The following is a 14,993-nucleotide window of genomic DNA, read 5'->3' as shown; positions in this document are numbered from 1 at the left end:
TTCTGACAAAGGAATCAATGATTCTTTGAAAAAATTCTGAAAATTCTTGCTGGTCACGCTTTCATTTGGTATGGATATCCATATTACTTGATTATTTCCTTTTGATGGGGGGAATGACTGGTTGAAGCAGCAAGATTCGAAATCACTGCCTCGTAAACGTGAGTTGTCAAAGATCCAATTTTCTTCCAGTTATATTCGCTATGAACGGTACGTAAGGCGGTAGCAGCAAGCTTAGATGCATACTGCGGTTGTTCCAAAAGCTGAATGATTTGTGAGGCCAACGCACCCCTGTCGCCTGGAGGACATGTACATCCGTTAACCCCGTGGCTGACAATCTCCGCAAGGCCACCCGTATCTGAAACGATGAGCGGCGTCCCGCTGGCCATCGCTTCCAATGCGACTAATCCGAAGGGCTCGTAGAGGCTTGGGAAAATACAAATTTCGGCTGTTTGTAAAAGCAAGCTTTTGTCAGCCTCATCGAGAAAGCCAGTGAAGCTTACCCGATCTCCAAGGCTTAGAGCGATTTTCTCTAACGTATCGCGCTCAGGACCCGTTCCGGCGATGATGAGTTTGGCGTCCGGGCACTGCGCGAGCACTTGCGGCATCGCGGCCAAAAGGGTGTGTACGCCTTTTTCATACACAAGACGGCCTAGAAAAGCAAGGACGCGCTGCGGCACCTCGCTAGGAGAAATGGCGGTAGCAAGCAGTGGATTCATCGTGAAAAACGCTGGATCTGGTTTACGCAAGGGAGAAATACTGTTAGGGATTGCTGTTATTTGGTGAATAGGAATATGAAAGAGCGCCTTAATTTCCTGCTGCATGGATAGACTGCAAACGATGAGATGATCGGCCGCTTCTGTTAATTTACCTTCTAGGGTATGAATCCGCTTCTGAAGCGGTGACTCGAGCTTTCCAAGATTACGTCCTGTTTCCGTAGCGTGAATCGTTGCTAGAAGAGGGAGGTGTACTTGATGCTTGGCGACATGTGCTGTGTAGTAAACAAGCCAGTCATGCGCATGCACCAGATCGAACACGAGGCCCTGCCGTACGATGCCTAACATAAGATCCGTGAACGCCATATTCATTTGGAATACGCGATCTAGGAAGTGTAAGGAGTCTGTTGTAGGGAGTACTTCCGCTCTATGAATATGGACGCCCTCTGAAACTTCATAAGGAAGACACCCCGGAGACTGACAGGTGATGACATGAACGGAATGTCCGTCGGCAGCAAGCTGTCTGGATAAATCGTAAACCGCTCTTGCCAGACCACCAATGACATGAGGCGGGTACTCCCAAGCCAGCATGAGAATGCGCAGTTTGGACGGATGGCTCTGTTGATTAGCCTCTTTGTTCGAGTCAACGGCAACTTCGTTTAATGGTATTACGGTATCTACACTGGATGAAGAGCGTAGCAGGTCATGTTTAGAGGAAGATGGCTGAAAAAGTCGATAATGAAGCTCTGGTAAGAAAGGAGTTTTCCGCTCCAATGCGTGAACTAACATGGACAGCTCTTTGTCTGAGGCGGTTTTGTCTAATGTATTCATAAGGTTATGGAATTGGGATAAATGGGTTTCAATACGCTTCTTCGCATATGAGGTGACCGTATCCGCGTCCAGAATAAACGTCCAGTCGCTGCTCTGCGCGAGCATCAGCTCCCGCGCTGCTTGATTCAGCGCCCGCAGCTGCAGGCTGCTAAGCGCTGCCGGGTCCTGGTGCTTCTGCGCAGCCAGCATCATGCGATCCTCCGCCGCGTGCAGTCGCGGCGTAACCCACTGGCTGCGCGGCTGCAGCCAGACCTCGGCATAGCCGCCGCGGCCCCAGCTCGACACCGGAAGCTCCGCTACAGTGGTTGGCGCATGGGCGGCGGCGTAGCCGCCAAGCGTAGTCGTCTGCACGACTACGCTATCATCGCTGCGCGCGGCAAGGCCGCGCAGCACGGATTCAAGCCACTGGTGGCCTTCGTACCACCAGTGCCCAAGCAGTTCGGCATCGTAGGGGCATACGATGACATAGGGCTCTTCAGGCGCAGACGCAGCCTCTGCGCCTAACGCCAGGCGCCGCTCCGCGAGGCGGCGCACCTGCGCCACCCGGCTAGCGATGAAGTGCTCAGCATGCTGCTGAGCTTTCTGAGCGGCGCGCGCCGGGTCGTAGGGCACTTTGGCGTCACCATCGCCGGTGACGCTGTAATACTTGAAGCCCGTATTGATGCGTGCGCCGTCCGGCAGCACGTAGGGCTTCAAGTAGGCCCACTCGGCCCCGCCATCGCGGCCGAGGTCATGCCCGATATCGCGATAATATTCGCGATAGTCAGGGTCGCCGGGGTACCCAGCCTCGGCGCTCCAGACATGGGCGCCGGCCTCGGGATCCCGGGCGAACGCACAGGCGCCGCCTGGTGTGCGCAGCGGCAGACCAGCCGTGTCCTTGTCTGAGGCACCCTCGCGGCGGGCTAAGGTGTGCGCATGCGTATCTACGATGAAGTAACGTAGATCTAACGCTTGCAGGTGCGGCTCAAGCGCAGGCGAATAGCCGCACTCTGGCAGCCAGATGCCTGCAGGCGCGACCCCGAAATGCCGACGGAATTCCTGTACCGCCGACTCGAGCTGCGCACGTAACGTACCATCGTTCTTTACTAAGGGTAAAAACGCATGTGTCGCGGCGCAGGTAATTAATTCTAAGCAGCCTGTGCTGCTGAGGCTGCGGAACTTGGCAATGAGATCGCCGTGGAGGCGATCGTATAGAAGGCTGAGCCGGTGATACCGATCCGCGTACAGCTTAGCCAGCGGGCCGAAGGCTTCATCGCCCCAGAGGCGAATAACTTCACGCTGCCCCAACTCACATAGGGAGGAGAGGTGCTTGCGAAGTCGCAGATGCATGCGGGAATCTTCTAGCATGGCAAGCAGTGGCGGAGACAAAGAAAGTGTAAGGCGGAACGGCACCTCATCTTCCATAAGCTTCTCCATCATGTCGATGAGAGGCAGATACGTATCGACAACCGCTTCGAAAAACCAGCGTTCTTCTAACGTAATTTCAGATGCATTGTGGCGAACATAAGGGATATGGGCATGCAAGAGCAAAGCAACATAGCCTTGTACGTTAGTGCTCAATCAGTATCGCCTCCAGATTCCATATCTACAAGGTAAGTGTTCTTCGGGACATACACCGAATAGGCAGAGAAATACGCATGTTCATCGGGCGTTACTTGCGGTAAAAGAAGAGACGTTAGCTGGTAAATAAACGGATGATCTGATTCGACTGTATGATGATTGCTAGGCAGGCTTATCGCTGGGATTTGAATGATATTGGAATGCAGAAGCGGAATAAAACATCCTTGCTCATTCCGGATACCTAGTGTTGCCAAATACCATCGGCCAGAGGCTAAACCGCTGAGAAAGCAGGAATCTCCAGGGGGAAGCATAAGCTCTGAGACCCTATTCGCGGGTTGCTGCAGCTTGCTGTAAGACGTGCTGGGAGATGGATCGACTACTTCTTGAAACCGTAGTGTTGGAGTTAAAGAGCGCCAGTCCTTCTCGAAATGCTCTTGAAGAAGCATCTGCTTACTGGAAGAAAGCTGCCAATAAATAAACTGGACGGTAGGAGATTGTGATAGTAAATAAAGCGAATCACGATCAAAGGCAAAGTGGCGTGCTTGAATAGAGATCAGACTCACCTTTTCTGCTTGCTTATGTTGTAAGAAGGAGCAATTGTGTTCATAGAGGTTGTTCAAAAAGTCCACTTTTGATCACGAAGTAGTCCATGAAGCGTATTCGACATCGAATATTGAATTCAGCCGGAACTTCTGGTGCTCACTTAGCTATCACTAAGCTCCGCTCCTCATTTCCTAGCTTCTTTCAATCTTCTCGGTGCTGAAAACCAGATTTTTGAACTTGCACTAATCCTATGTTTTATTGTAGCATATGCGCCATATAAACCAAAAATCTCCACCCCATAAGAAAGGGGGGAGATTGCTTGTGTACCACTTGCGTTCGCTCATCATGATTGGCCGAGGGTAAAGGTGATCTTGGGACTTACTTGGTTGAAATGTTTTCTTCCATGTACCTACTCTCCGTAAGTCTCATTAGAGAATCATATCGATTCGCCGATGTGAAAACCAAGAGATACTCATCTTGTTTTACATTGGTGTAGGAGGCTCTGAATCCGGTATGATACTGGACTGTCATGCTGGAGGATTGATCGTCATACTGCACAAAGGCTATCTGTCTGGAAACACTCGGAATCATGTTCACGCCGCTCTCCCCTTCATCTTAAGAATTCGGAAAACCCGTAATGGATCGATCATTACTATAATTATGCTTAAACAAACACATTTAGAATGATTTGACATAAGCTAGCTCTCTTATGAAAAAGGAATTTCACACATTTGTAACGAATATATTAAATTAATCCGGGTTCGACGATTAGGAGGGAATTCCCATGAGTTTTTGCTGTGGAGCGAGTATGATTGGAACAAAAGGTACTTTGAAGCACATACGTACACAAATTCACAATGTGCCCATCCTCTTCTGCCCGGTATGTCACCATATTGAGGTTCACTATTTGGTGGAGAACGAATATGAAATCCTCGCCGAATATGCCCATGGGGATGGCGCTGCTGAAGTCGATTTTATTGAATACGTAGATGGCAAAGATCATCTGTTACACGACAATTGTGTAAATCACGAAGGTGAAGAACCGCTCGATATCGTTCGCTGTCAAATTGACATGGCGTTAGATCTGTTAGGATTCGCCAAAACGATTGAGGATCAGGAATGGGAAGAGCAACTTATGAAGCGATTGAAAATGCTTAGCGCACGCCGCGACAAGCTGAAAAATAAAAAGACCTCTAAGAATTCCTAGAGATCTAAATGAAAATTCCGATTAAATGGAGAACCTCCCGTTAATTTTCTGGTTTTTGCTAATTTCGAAGCAAATTACAGAGAATAGCTGGAGGTTTTCCTGTTATTTAGCTTAGAGGAGGAATTTTAGCAATAATAACGGGTTGTATTATTTTCAATCATAGGTGCTTCTTCCAATACAACTAGTTTTTACTGTTGGCAGGAAAATAAAAATGAGAGCCGCACTGCTACTGGCAGCGCGGCTCATTTAACATTTAGCCTAAGTTACACATCCGTACTCACTTGACTTCCTGAAGCAGCTTTGCGAATTCCTTTTGCAAATCACGGCTGAGAGGAATCTTGACGGTGGTATGCCTCAAATGAATGATAAATCTCCGAGAAGTGGGGAACCCGCTTTCTTTCACAAACGAAACGACATGCCGCAGATTCACTAGATAGCCCTTAAAGGGGCTAAACATGTGGGGCGTGCTTTGAGCCAAAATATCCGATAAATTCGAACTGGATTCCATTTGAGCACCGTTCACCAGATGAATTCTGGAGAGTCGCTTGTCTTCCTTTTCCACAAAGAGAATGGCATCTTCGGAAATAGGGAGCTGTGATTTTTGATTTTTAACTGTAATCCACGTTGCTGAGGCAGGCTGTGGTTCTTGCGAATTGCGGCTTCGCTCTAATTGAATTTCAGCAATCGTTTTGCGGATCGCAGCTTGAAATTTCGGCAGCATGACAGGTTTGGAGAGAAAGTAGACAGAATCAAGCTCATGAAAGGCCGTCAAGATATGCTCGGTATTCGTGGTTCCACTAACCATAATGACCTTCATTTGGTACCCTGAAAGGCGTAAGGCTTGCACAACGCTGATGCCATCTAATTTACCTTCAAGCCCAATATCCATGAGAAGTATATCAGGTTGCAGCTTATCGTAATCCCGTAGAAATTGTTCCCCGTCCGATACGATCGAAATAACCTGTAATCCGCATTGCTGACAATAGTTTTCAAGTAATTGACCTACCCAGTAATTATCTTCTACGATGGCGACTGTAAAGCCGTGCTTCATTTACTGATCTCACTCCAATCCTTTCAAAGACAATAGCAGGAACTATGTCATCTTATACGCTAAAACAGCCAACTTAGTCCACTTTGAAGGCAAAAGTACGAATATCTTGTATACTATTAAATGTAATTAGATAAATTGTCAAGTTGCTTATAGCATGATTTCGTCGCTTAGAAATGAGGGAAAGTGCAATTGTTCACATGGGTAAAATTGATACTAGCCATTATTCATTTTGTTCCCATGCTCTTATTCTCCTTACTGCTATTTCGGATTCGGATAAAGCCATATTGGAAACAAATATCGCTAGCCGTGTTGGTGGGTTCACTGCTCTCATTGATTAATAATTCGCCTCTAATATTGGTCTGTATCATATGCATTTTACTTATGTGTGTATGGAAATATCGGTTTGTACCTGCTTTACTCATAGCACTTTCGGGCTACATTATGCCAGTCCTAATATCTACGACGGTCATTGTTTGCATCAATATCACACAAGACGAAGCCTATAACGTGATCAAGAACGATCTTACCATTACGTATGTGACGGGTTTCTTTATTTTGTTGGGCAAATTGACATTCCTCATGACGCTATACAAGGGGAGATTAGGATTTACCTTCCTATCGCATTATACGAGAATTCCGTTCAATCGAGAAAATGTCGGAGTTTATTTATACATGATCGTTGTTATTATAGGCATGATCTACCGTCATGCTTTAAGTGATAATGTATTCAGTGTGGTGATGCCCATTCAGCTGTTGAGTATGGCAACGATTCTCTTCCTATATGTCATGCTAAGTAAAGAACTTGGCTTTCAAAGATGAGGGACATTGATTACCCAATAATTCCAGAGCGTGTCCATTATTAAATGCGACATAATCAAGAATAGTTTGATGATACTTCTTCTGCGGAATTGCTGCGGCAATGATGAAGGGTGCATTTTCATATGTATCAAAATAAAGTTTGCCTTCTGAGGAGGCATACTTTTTTATTTTGTTCAGATTTACGAAAAGATGCATATCCATTTTCACAAAATGATGCTCTGTTAATGTTTCAATAAAGTGTGTGAAGGCCACCAAAGATTCGACCTGTTCTTCTCGCATTCCGTCTTCTGAATAGTAGATAATCGATTGGATTCCGAATTCTACATACCAAATAGTATCCAAATTTGCTTGCGCCGGCTTCGACCAAGTGGAAGTTTCTTCTAGATATCCTGCCTTTTTAAGTAAATCAGTATACGGATATTGATAAGCTTGTGCCAACTTTCTCAAGGTCTCGGGAGATGGTTTAATAACATCATTGGTTGTTCGATTACGACCCAGTTCCAGATCTCGAATATATGCATGAGATAGGCCACTCTTATTAGCTGCTTTACGCAATGAAGCTTTGCCTCGTAACGTTTCAAGAAACTTACCGAAGTGATTGCTTGCTTCCATATGAAACACCTCCCTGTCGTACCTCCTCTATTCAACATGGCTCATCTGAGATGGCATCGCGATAGAGGTTTTCTTAATATTATAAAGGATTGATAAAGCAATTGAAACCGTAAACAAGGGTTTATTTGCCAGTAGGTGCTCATTTAGAGATCTGTGTTATAATGAATCAGCAAATTATTTATAAATTTCATCATACGTACCCCCCGAATTGTTATATATAAGGACGAAACTACTATACTGTGAGGTGGAAAGGTGCTACTGGTACTATTCAAAAAGTTTCTGGGAAAGAATGAGTCCCATGGAAAAAATGAACCGCAAGCCTCTTCACTTGAGGTAACCATACATCAGATTCAAAACGGAGACCTACGACTAAGGAATCAATTTATTGCAGATTATCAGCCCTATGTAGCGAAAGTAACGAGCAGGTTTTGCAAAAGATTTATTGATCCCGCAAGAGATGATGAGTTTAGCATTGCTTTAGCAGCTTTTAATGAAGCTATTAATCAATACTCTTCGGTTATGGGAAGATCATTTCTAGGTTTTGCAGAAACGGTTATTAGGCGAAGGCTCATTGATTTTATTCGCAAGGAGCAACGCTTTAAAGGGCAAATCCCTTATAGTTCGTTTGACCAAGAAGATGATGAAGACAACTTAATGAATCCAATTGAGGTTCATCAAGCAATCGAAGCCTATGAGAAGCAGAAGGGTTTAGAAGAAAGGCGAAGTGAAATTATTGATTTTAATCGCTGCTTAAGTGATTTTGACATTAGTTTCTCAGAATTGACGGATGCCTCCCCCAAGCATGACGACTCAAGGCAGATGTTGTTCGGTATAGGACGCACACTTGCACAGGATTCAGAGCTTATGCGCACTCTGTTGACGAAACGACAGCTGCCAATTAAAGAGCTGCTCGAGCAAGTTCAAGTATCTAGAAAAACCTTGGAACGAAATCGTAAGTACATCATTGCCATTGCACTTATTTTTAACGGTCCTTATCCATATTTACGGGATTACTTACATATTCGTGATGAAGAAAGTTGAATGAAAGGAAGAACAGCGCATGAACAAGGGGATCGTAATGGAATTAAGCGAAAGCTCCATTATTGTAATGAATTCAGAGGGGCGTTTTGATAAGTTACCAAGGGGGACGCGCAGCTGCGAGTTAGGTGAAGAGATTCTCTACTCACCTGTGAAGCGTCGGTTACAAGTACCGCAAATGGCTGTCGTTTCAGCATTAGCTGCTGCAATTGTTGTATGCTTCGTTCTGGTTACAACTTTGTCTGGTGGCGTGCCCGGCAATAGTGTTGTTGCGTACGTAACCATTGATATTAATCCAAGTGTTGAAATTGGAATCGATAACAATGAGATTGTTCGTGACCTGCATGGACTCAATACAGATGGTGAGGATTTGATTCAAGCCTTAGTGTTTGAAGGTAAATCTTTAGAGGATGTAACGTCTGATATTCTCGATAAAGCTGAACAAGGGGCATTGGCGAAGGGTGAAGGAGATATTATTATTTCCTCAACGGTTGTAGGAGCCAAAACAACGGTCAGCGACGAAGCCATTGCAACGAAGCTGAAAGCTCAGGTCAACAAACACATCGAGGACAGTCATCCGGACCAAGTGAAGAACTATGAAGTGCAAGCCTTCGCTGCTCCACAAGAGATAAGACAGGAAGCGAAAGCAAGCGGCGTATCTGCAGGGAAATATGCGATCTATCTAAATGCCATTGATAATGGTGCGCAAGTATCGCTGGATGACATCAAAACGACTTCCATTCATCAACTTGCGAAGGACAACGGTGGTATTCAAACGTTCGTTAAACCAGATAAACCGATTGATAAGTCTTCTTTGCAAAGATTACTTGCTGACGAAAAGTCCGGAAAGCTCAGTGAACGAGCACAACAAACTTCTGTTGCTGCAAAATCCGGTGCGGGTAATTCATCTAATAAAGATGACGATAAAAACAATAAAAATAACAACGGCAAAGGTAACAACGCAGGGAATACCCCAGGCAGAGTGACGAATAAACCAACGCCGACGCCAACATCAAAGAACGATAGAGACAAGAATGACAATACTGGTAGAAATAATAACAATAATAGCAATAATAATAACAATAGTAACAATGGTAAGAACAACGGCAATGATAAGGACGATAACGATAATAAACCGACCCCAAAGCCGGATCGTAAGGATGATGACGACGATGGGAATAAACCAACTGTAACGAAGAAACCAACTTCAACGCCAAAGGCAACTCCAACACCTAAGGTAACTGCGAAGCCTACAGTGAAACCAACAAGCTCAAGTAGACCTACGGTGAACCCATTCCAGCAATCTAAGGATGACAACGGGAGATTCCCAAGTGTCAATTGGGGCTGGGGAAGCAACGATCGGGACGATAACAGTAATCAAAATGAGGGAAAAAGATGAAAGAAAAGCACCTGAGGCAATTGTCTCAGGTGTTTTTGTATGTAGGCCACATGTTGCCCAGCATGGAAAGTGGAACTGACTTGTATTACAATATTGAAGTGAAGAAGGAAGCTCTTGCGGGAGAGCATGAGGATTTCCAAGTTAATTTAATAACGAACCAGCAAACCTGAGGGGGAATAAGGCTTGAAATATTCAACATTTGGGAAGTCAGGTTATAAAGTGTCGTCTTTAGGGTTTGGCGCCATGAATCTGCCTAGCGTACCCTTGGAACAAGCGAGAGAAGCGCTTAATTATGCTTTGGATCATGGCATTAATTACATAGATACGGCAGCTGCCTACAGGAACAGCGAGGAAATTATTGGAGAGTGTATCTCGCATCGAAGACAGGATTATTTCCTGGCAACGAAAACAGGCGCACGTGATTACGCTACTGCGAAAGCTGAAATTGAGCGAAGCCTGGTACGCATGAAGACCGATCATGTTGATTTACTGCAAATTCACTATGTGAATAATGTAACGGAATACAAGAAAGCGATGGAAGTCGGTGGCGCCTACGAGGCTGCGTTAGAGGCTCAGCGCGAGGGGAAAGTACGATTTATCGGCATTTCCGGACATCGACCAGATCTACTTGTCAAATGGATTGCGAAAGGGCAATTCTCGCAAATCTTATTTCATCTGAATTTGGCACAGCCCTTCGCCCTGGATGAGCTAATTCCTAAAGCGGCTGAAATGGATTTGATGCGGGTAGCGATGAAGCCTTTGTCAGGCGGATTCATTCAACCGGTGGATCGAGCGATCCGCTATCCGTATAGTCAAGATGTGCATGTAACGATCTCAGGGATGGTTAGCGTTAAGGAAGTACAAGAGAATTTGGATGCACAACGGACGGAAGTTGGCCCAGAGGAGCGCCGTGAATTAGAACAGCTTGCACTTGAATTAGGTGAGCACGATTGCAGACGGTGTAATTATTGCTCTTGTCCTCTAGAAATCCCGATCCCCGACGTGATGATCGCGAGTAAGTTTAGGGAGAAGTTTGGCCTGCTGCCGAAAGGGGATGGATTTTTCAAGCGACATCAGGAAAAAATAACAAGCTGTGCAGACCATGATCCTTGTAAAGTAGTCCCACTGTGTGAAGCGAAGTGCCCGTACCAACTGCCGATGTCGTCGGTTGTGCAGAAGGCAGCTTCATTTTATTAGGGGAGTTAGTGGAAAGGTTGCGGGGGAGAAGAACCAAGCGGAATGGACCCTCCAACCTGCCAGCTCAGGCGAATAACTTGAAAAAGTCCATCTAATTTCGACTACATACATTGATTTAGCGGAATAGATGGATTTTATGTAGTTATTTCGGCTAGGCCCCCTTAATTTGGAGTCTTAGCCTACAGTAATTGTGCATTCTTAGAAAAGCTCACTATTTCGAGCGTTTACATGGAATTATGAAATGCCGAAGAGTCTTCCAGTGTCTTTACCCATTCTGAAAACTTGCTTGGAGGCATTAATCTCAAACTACCGTGCATTTTACGATTATTGTAAAAATCCATATAGTCATCGAGTTTCTTGTACGCTTCATCAAAGGTCATAAAATCTCTTTGACTGAAGAGATCACGTTCTAAGAGGCTATGGAAAGACTCGATGAATGCATTAAGGTTCGGAGTCTTTGGCGGTATGCGTTCATGTACCAAATCGAGGCTCTCACAGGTGTCTTGAAATAACTTACTAATGAATTGAGGCCCGTTGTCCGTTCGAACGACTGGTAATTCCTCACTAGCCGTTATACGGCTCTGTATTGCGTTCCATAATGTTTGGACGGCATGTTTGGCTTCACAAATCGGACCTTTGTATTGCCCAACAACGACGCGGTCAAACACATCAATAATACTGAGTACATAGAAGAAACGTTCCAGTCCAATGACATAGCCATACTTAATATCCATTTGCCAGAGCTGGTTGTGCCCTGTTATGGATCTATTTTTCGCTAATCTACGGGGATGTGTCTGAATTCGTTTGCGTTGTTTTTGAAGGATCCCTAGCTCTTTACACAAGCGATACGACTTCTTTTTGTTCAGTCTCACGCCATGTTGGTTGCGAATGCATTGTGCTAGAAGTTTATAGCCGTAGACATGTTCCTCGCCTTCAAGAAGCTCTAGAAGCCACTCTTTGATTTGTTCATCACTAACCTTATTACCTGTTTCTGTATGCGAGTAACCAGGCACGGGGCGTCCCATTACAGCATTTGTCGGGCATATCGGCCTAGATTGTGCAGATCGCTTTTTCCGATCATAGTATGTGGATTCAGACAATCCAAGTATGCGCAGAACCTTTGCAGTTGAATTTCCCCGCTTAATAAATAGATCTGCTACTTCAAATTTTTCAGATAAGCGGGGTTCTTCTTTTTTAGCAGCTCACGTAAAATCTCAATTTCTAGTTCCTTTTCACCAAGCACCTTACAGGCCTTTTCATAGCGCTCTTCAACTTCTTGTAGCCTTTGAAGCTCTTGCAAATGCTCGTCCGCCATAGGTATTTCTTCTTGTGGAATGGAGTCACGGTGCTCCCTAACCCACTCGCGAATGGTCTCAGGATGAATGTCGTACATACGAGCTAACACCCCAACCTTAACTCCAGCCAATGCTTCTTTAACAATTTTCAGACGTTCTTCTTGCTTCAATCTTTTTCCCATACCGGATCATCTCCCTTATCCCTATTTTAATAAAATGGGTAGGAAGACTCCAGTTTCATTAGGGGGCCTAAGAGATTTTACCTGGTTTGGCTTGAAAATGGCAGATATGCTGAAAATAACTGGAGTTTTTCCAGTTAAATGGATTTTTCGGTGAGATGTGAAGGAATTAGCGGGAGTTTTTACAGTTAATTGGCGGGGGAACCTGAATTGGGTATCAAGAATCAAGATATGGAAAACAGGAATCGTGTTGAGAGCGATCAGTGGGAAGAATAAAGCTAGAATTGAAATATGGATGAGGGTAGGGATCATTTCCTATGTTTACTAAAATAACAGACATCACAACGCGTGTTTACACCTCGTTGTTGGAAAATACAGACGGGGCAGACGCGATTCTCGTCTGCCTCACAGAAGCGGAGCTGCGCCAGGACGGCGTCCTCGGCCAGCCGCAGCTCGACCAGGCCCTTGAGCGCATGCGCGCAAAGGGCCTATTCACGGGCGCCTCAGGCGAGCTCGAGGCGCTGCCGACCCACGGGCTGCTGCCGTACGCGTACGTGCTGGTTGCGGGGCTCGGCCCCGTAGCCACGCGCGATACGCTGCGCGCAGCCGCGGTTTTTGCAGCGCGCAAGATGCTCGCGCTGCAGTTCGAACGCTTGGCGCTGAAGCTGCCAAGCGGCATAGAGACCAGGTCAGCCGCCTCGGCGCTGACCGAAGGGCTGCTCCTCGGTACGTACCGCATCGCGGCGTACCGCAAGAACGAGCCTGTGCGCGCGGAGCTGCGGCAGGCGGTGTTGCTCACAGAAGCGGCTGCGGATGCAGCGCTTCTGAAACAAGTGATCGCAGCCGCAGAGGCGGTTGCGGAGGGCACGAACTATGCCCGGGATCTCACGAACCTCCCGGGCAACAAGCTTGTGCCGGCTTCCCTCGCAGAGGAAGCCATCAAACTCGCCCAGCACTATGGCTTCGCCATAGAAGTGCTGGATGAGCACGAGATCACCGCCCGCGGGATGGGCGGCCTCACGGCGGTGGGCGCGGGCAGCGTCCACCCGCCACGCATGATCACCCTGCGTTACACGGGTGATCCAGGCAACGCCGACGTGCTGGGCCTCGTCGGCAAGGGCGTGACCTTCGATACCGGCGGTATCTCGATGAAAAAGCCCGACGGCATGGAGGAAATGATCAGTGATATGGGCGGAGCCGCCACACTGCTCGGTGCTCTGCATGTTGTCGGTCAATTGAAGCCGAAGGTGAATCTGGTTGTGGTCATTCCCGCAGCAGAGAATATGACGTCTGGTACGGCGTACCGTCCTGGGGATATCGTCACGATGCTCAGCGGGCATTCCGTGGAGGTTCTGAATACCGATGCGGAGGGCCGTATTATTTTGGCTGAGGGAATTACCTACGCGAAAGCGCAAGGGGCCAACCGTCTGATCGACGTAGCGACATTAACGGGCGCGATTTTGATCTCCTTTGCAGATATCGCTACAGGGGCCGTAACGAATGATGACGGGTTCTTGAAGCCATTTCTGCAAGCGGCTGGGGATGCTGGTGAAAAAGTATGGCAGCTTCCTAATTATCCCGAATATCGTGCGATGTTGAAAAGTGATGTAGCCGATATCAAGAACGCGACCTCCTCCGACCGCTGGGCAGGTGCGATTACGGCAGGTCTGTTCATCGGATACTTTGCCGAGGGAACACCGTGGATCCATTTGGATACCGGCGGCACAGCTTGGCTTTGGTCGGCCAAAGGCATTGAGCCCAAAGGGGCAACAGGTGTTATGGTCCGTACGTTAGCGGCGTATTTGTGCGGCGAGCAGCTCGGTTAATCTTTTTCATAAAATTAAAAAATCACCCACGCTTAAGACTTCTCCGACCTACCTGTGCATGTAGGCTGAGATCTCAAGCGTTGGGTGATTTTATGTTTTGCGGCTATTAGGCGCCAACCTGTTGCCCAACAGAGGCAGGTTGTTTAACGTTGGTTTGCAGCAATTCTTCAATATCAGAAATACGAATAATGAGACGGTTTACTTCATTGGTTGTATAAGAGAGCTGTTCGGTGCGCTGCTCGAGCTGGGATAAGGAAATGCCGACCCAATTTTTCTTACGGCGATGCTTGAACAGATCGTATTTGAGTACGGTAAGCGTTGCCGCAAAAGGATCTGGCTTTACATACACATCTTTCATGTTATCTGCCAAATTGAAGAAAAGCTTGCCACCATTCCATTTGACATAACCTGGATCAAAAAGGATCACGAGAAAATCAGATTCTCCGCCGTCCTTGTTTTCCATCGAAATGAGGCGTACAGCGCCGTTCGCTTTGGGCTTAATATATTGATTCGAGCGGATATCTGGTAGAAAAGGCACTACAAGAATCGGGCATACACTAGCGATATACAAATAAGTAGTTGACTCAAATTTCATAGAGAGTACAATGAAAATCAAAAAGAGCAACAAGGTTGCGAGCAAACCCCACAATTTAGGTTTCATAAGTTTACAATGATCCCGCCTGACATGATAGATTAGGTAGTCACTACTATTTTAACATAAGC

Annotated in this window: 15 protein-coding genes and 1 pseudogene; 7 read left to right on the top strand and 9 right to left on the bottom strand. The window is 46.4% G+C overall.

What is annotated here, in order from left to right:
- Positions 1–83: 83 nt before the first annotated feature.
- The 4 genes and pseudogenes from ACSQ8P_RS28915 to ACSQ8P_RS28900 form a co-directional block, all read right to left on the bottom strand.
- Complete coding sequence (locus ACSQ8P_RS28915) at positions 84–2,240, bottom strand: 1,4-alpha-glucan branching protein domain-containing protein (protein WP_436239625.1); 2,157 nt, start codon at positions 2,238–2,240, stop codon at positions 84–86.
- 132 nt (positions 2,241–2,372) lie between these two features.
- Positions 2,373–3,068 (bottom strand): annotated as a pseudogene (locus ACSQ8P_RS28910) (1,4-alpha-glucan branching protein domain-containing protein); the annotation flags it as partial.
- Between the two features lie 32 nt (positions 3,069–3,100).
- Positions 3,101–3,733 (bottom strand): DUF4912 domain-containing protein, encoded by a 633-nt coding sequence (locus ACSQ8P_RS28905; RefSeq protein ID WP_436238347.1) that lies wholly within the window; start codon positions 3,731–3,733, stop codon positions 3,101–3,103.
- A 292-nt stretch (positions 3,734–4,025) separates the two neighbouring features.
- Entirely contained in the window at positions 4,026–4,238 is a 213-nt protein-coding gene (locus ACSQ8P_RS28900; RefSeq protein WP_312886319.1) for a hypothetical protein, read from the bottom strand.
- A 193-nt stretch (positions 4,239–4,431) separates the two neighbouring features.
- Between ACSQ8P_RS28900 and ACSQ8P_RS28895 the strand changes: the two genes are divergently transcribed.
- Positions 4,432–4,854 (top strand): hypothetical protein, encoded by a 423-nt coding sequence (locus ACSQ8P_RS28895; RefSeq protein WP_068666390.1) that lies wholly within the window; start codon positions 4,432–4,434, stop codon positions 4,852–4,854.
- 277 nt (positions 4,855–5,131) lie between these two features.
- Here ACSQ8P_RS28895 and ACSQ8P_RS28890 read toward each other — a convergent pair whose 3' ends face one another.
- Positions 5,132–5,905 carry a LytR/AlgR family response regulator transcription factor gene (locus ACSQ8P_RS28890; protein ID WP_436238346.1) on the bottom strand — a complete coding sequence of 258 codons (774 nt, stop codon included), beginning with the start codon at positions 5,903–5,905 and terminating at the stop codon, positions 5,132–5,134.
- 189 nt (positions 5,906–6,094) lie between these two features.
- Between ACSQ8P_RS28890 and ACSQ8P_RS28885 the strand changes: the two genes are divergently transcribed.
- The gene (locus tag ACSQ8P_RS28885; RefSeq protein ID WP_436238345.1) at positions 6,095–6,724 is read left to right on the top strand and encodes a hypothetical protein; all 630 of its coding nucleotides are present in this window, start codon (positions 6,095–6,097) and stop codon (positions 6,722–6,724) included.
- Here ACSQ8P_RS28885 and ACSQ8P_RS28880 read toward each other — a convergent pair.
- A complete protein-coding gene (locus ACSQ8P_RS28880) occupies positions 6,695–7,336 on the bottom strand; it encodes a helix-turn-helix domain-containing protein (RefSeq protein WP_436238344.1) in 642 nt (213 codons plus the stop codon). The two genes, ACSQ8P_RS28885 and ACSQ8P_RS28880, sit on opposite strands and share 30 nt — an antisense overlap.
- A 252-nt stretch (positions 7,337–7,588) precedes the next feature.
- Here ACSQ8P_RS28880 and sigI point away from each other — a divergent pair, with 252 nt between their 5' ends.
- Genes sigI through ACSQ8P_RS28860 form a run of 4 tightly spaced genes read left to right on the top strand, consistent with a single transcriptional unit; the run spans position 7,589 to position 10,970 of the window.
- The gene (gene sigI, locus ACSQ8P_RS28875) at positions 7,589–8,377 is read left to right on the top strand and encodes an RNA polymerase sigma factor SigI (RefSeq protein WP_436238343.1); all 789 of its coding nucleotides are present in this window, start codon (positions 7,589–7,591) and stop codon (positions 8,375–8,377) included.
- 19 nt (positions 8,378–8,396) lie between these two features.
- Positions 8,397–9,773 carry an anti-sigma factor domain-containing protein gene (locus ACSQ8P_RS28870; RefSeq protein WP_436238342.1) on the top strand — a complete coding sequence of 459 codons (1,377 nt, stop codon included), beginning with the start codon at positions 8,397–8,399 and terminating at the stop codon, positions 9,771–9,773.
- On the top strand, positions 9,770–9,943 hold the full coding sequence (locus ACSQ8P_RS28865; RefSeq protein WP_436238341.1) for a hypothetical protein: 174 nt from the start codon (positions 9,770–9,772) through the stop codon (positions 9,941–9,943). The genes ACSQ8P_RS28870 and ACSQ8P_RS28865 overlap by 4 nt, the downstream gene beginning before the upstream one ends.
- A 13-nt stretch (positions 9,944–9,956) precedes the next feature.
- A complete protein-coding gene (locus ACSQ8P_RS28860; RefSeq protein ID WP_436238340.1) occupies positions 9,957–10,970 on the top strand; it encodes an aldo/keto reductase in 1,014 nt (337 codons plus the stop codon).
- 224 nt (positions 10,971–11,194) lie between these two features.
- On the opposite strand, the gene ACSQ8P_RS28855 is transcribed toward ACSQ8P_RS28860, so the two are convergent.
- The gene (locus ACSQ8P_RS28855; RefSeq protein WP_436239432.1) at positions 11,195–12,115 is read right to left on the bottom strand and encodes an IS3 family transposase; all 921 of its coding nucleotides are present in this window, start codon (positions 12,113–12,115) and stop codon (positions 11,195–11,197) included.
- Between the two features lie 11 nt (positions 12,116–12,126).
- Entirely contained in the window at positions 12,127–12,447 is a 321-nt protein-coding gene (locus ACSQ8P_RS28850) for a transposase (protein WP_436233700.1), read from the bottom strand.
- A 314-nt stretch (positions 12,448–12,761) separates the two neighbouring features.
- On the opposite strand from ACSQ8P_RS28850, the gene ACSQ8P_RS28845 reads away from it, so the two are divergent.
- Complete coding sequence (locus ACSQ8P_RS28845; RefSeq protein ID WP_436238339.1) at positions 12,762–14,270, top strand: leucyl aminopeptidase; 1,509 nt, start codon at positions 12,762–12,764, stop codon at positions 14,268–14,270.
- A gap of 106 nt (positions 14,271–14,376) precedes the next feature.
- On the opposite strand, the gene ACSQ8P_RS28840 is transcribed toward ACSQ8P_RS28845, so the two are convergent.
- Complete coding sequence (locus ACSQ8P_RS28840) at positions 14,377–14,931, bottom strand: hypothetical protein (protein WP_436238338.1); 555 nt, start codon at positions 14,929–14,931, stop codon at positions 14,377–14,379.
- Positions 14,932–14,993 lie beyond the last annotated feature (62 nt).

This window comes from Paenibacillus sp. LjRoot153, assembly GCF_964253085.1.
Lineage (GTDB): Bacteria > Bacillota > Bacilli > Paenibacillales > NBRC-103111 > Paenibacillus_E.
The sequence above is the reverse complement of the archived record's forward strand: the minus strand, read 5'-3'. Positions and strand labels throughout refer to the sequence as shown.

Excerpts from the sequence above, each read along its gene's own strand:
- ACSQ8P_RS28900 (WP_312886319.1), bottom strand. The coding sequence starts at position 4,238 with ATGATTCCGAGTGTTTCCAGACAGATAGCCTTTGTGCAGTATGACGAT.
- ACSQ8P_RS28895 (WP_068666390.1), top strand. The coding sequence starts at position 4,432 with ATGAGTTTTTGCTGTGGAGCGAGTATGATTGGAACAAAAGGTACTTTG.
- ACSQ8P_RS28890 (WP_436238346.1), bottom strand. The coding sequence starts at position 5,905 with ATGAAGCACGGCTTTACAGTCGCCATCGTAGAAGATAATTACTGGGTA.
- ACSQ8P_RS28880 (WP_436238344.1), bottom strand. The coding sequence starts at position 7,336 with ATGGAAGCAAGCAATCACTTCGGTAAGTTTCTTGAAACGTTACGAGGC.
- ACSQ8P_RS28870 (WP_436238342.1), top strand. The coding sequence starts at position 8,397 with ATGAACAAGGGGATCGTAATGGAATTAAGCGAAAGCTCCATTATTGTA.
- ACSQ8P_RS28865 (WP_436238341.1), top strand. The coding sequence starts at position 9,770 with ATGAAAGAAAAGCACCTGAGGCAATTGTCTCAGGTGTTTTTGTATGTA.
- ACSQ8P_RS28850 (WP_436233700.1), bottom strand. The coding sequence starts at position 12,447 with ATGGGAAAAAGATTGAAGCAAGAAGAACGTCTGAAAATTGTTAAAGAA.
- ACSQ8P_RS28845 (WP_436238339.1), top strand. The coding sequence starts at position 12,762 with ATGTTTACTAAAATAACAGACATCACAACGCGTGTTTACACCTCGTTG.
- ACSQ8P_RS28840 (WP_436238338.1), bottom strand. The coding sequence starts at position 14,931 with ATGAAACCTAAATTGTGGGGTTTGCTCGCAACCTTGTTGCTCTTTTTG.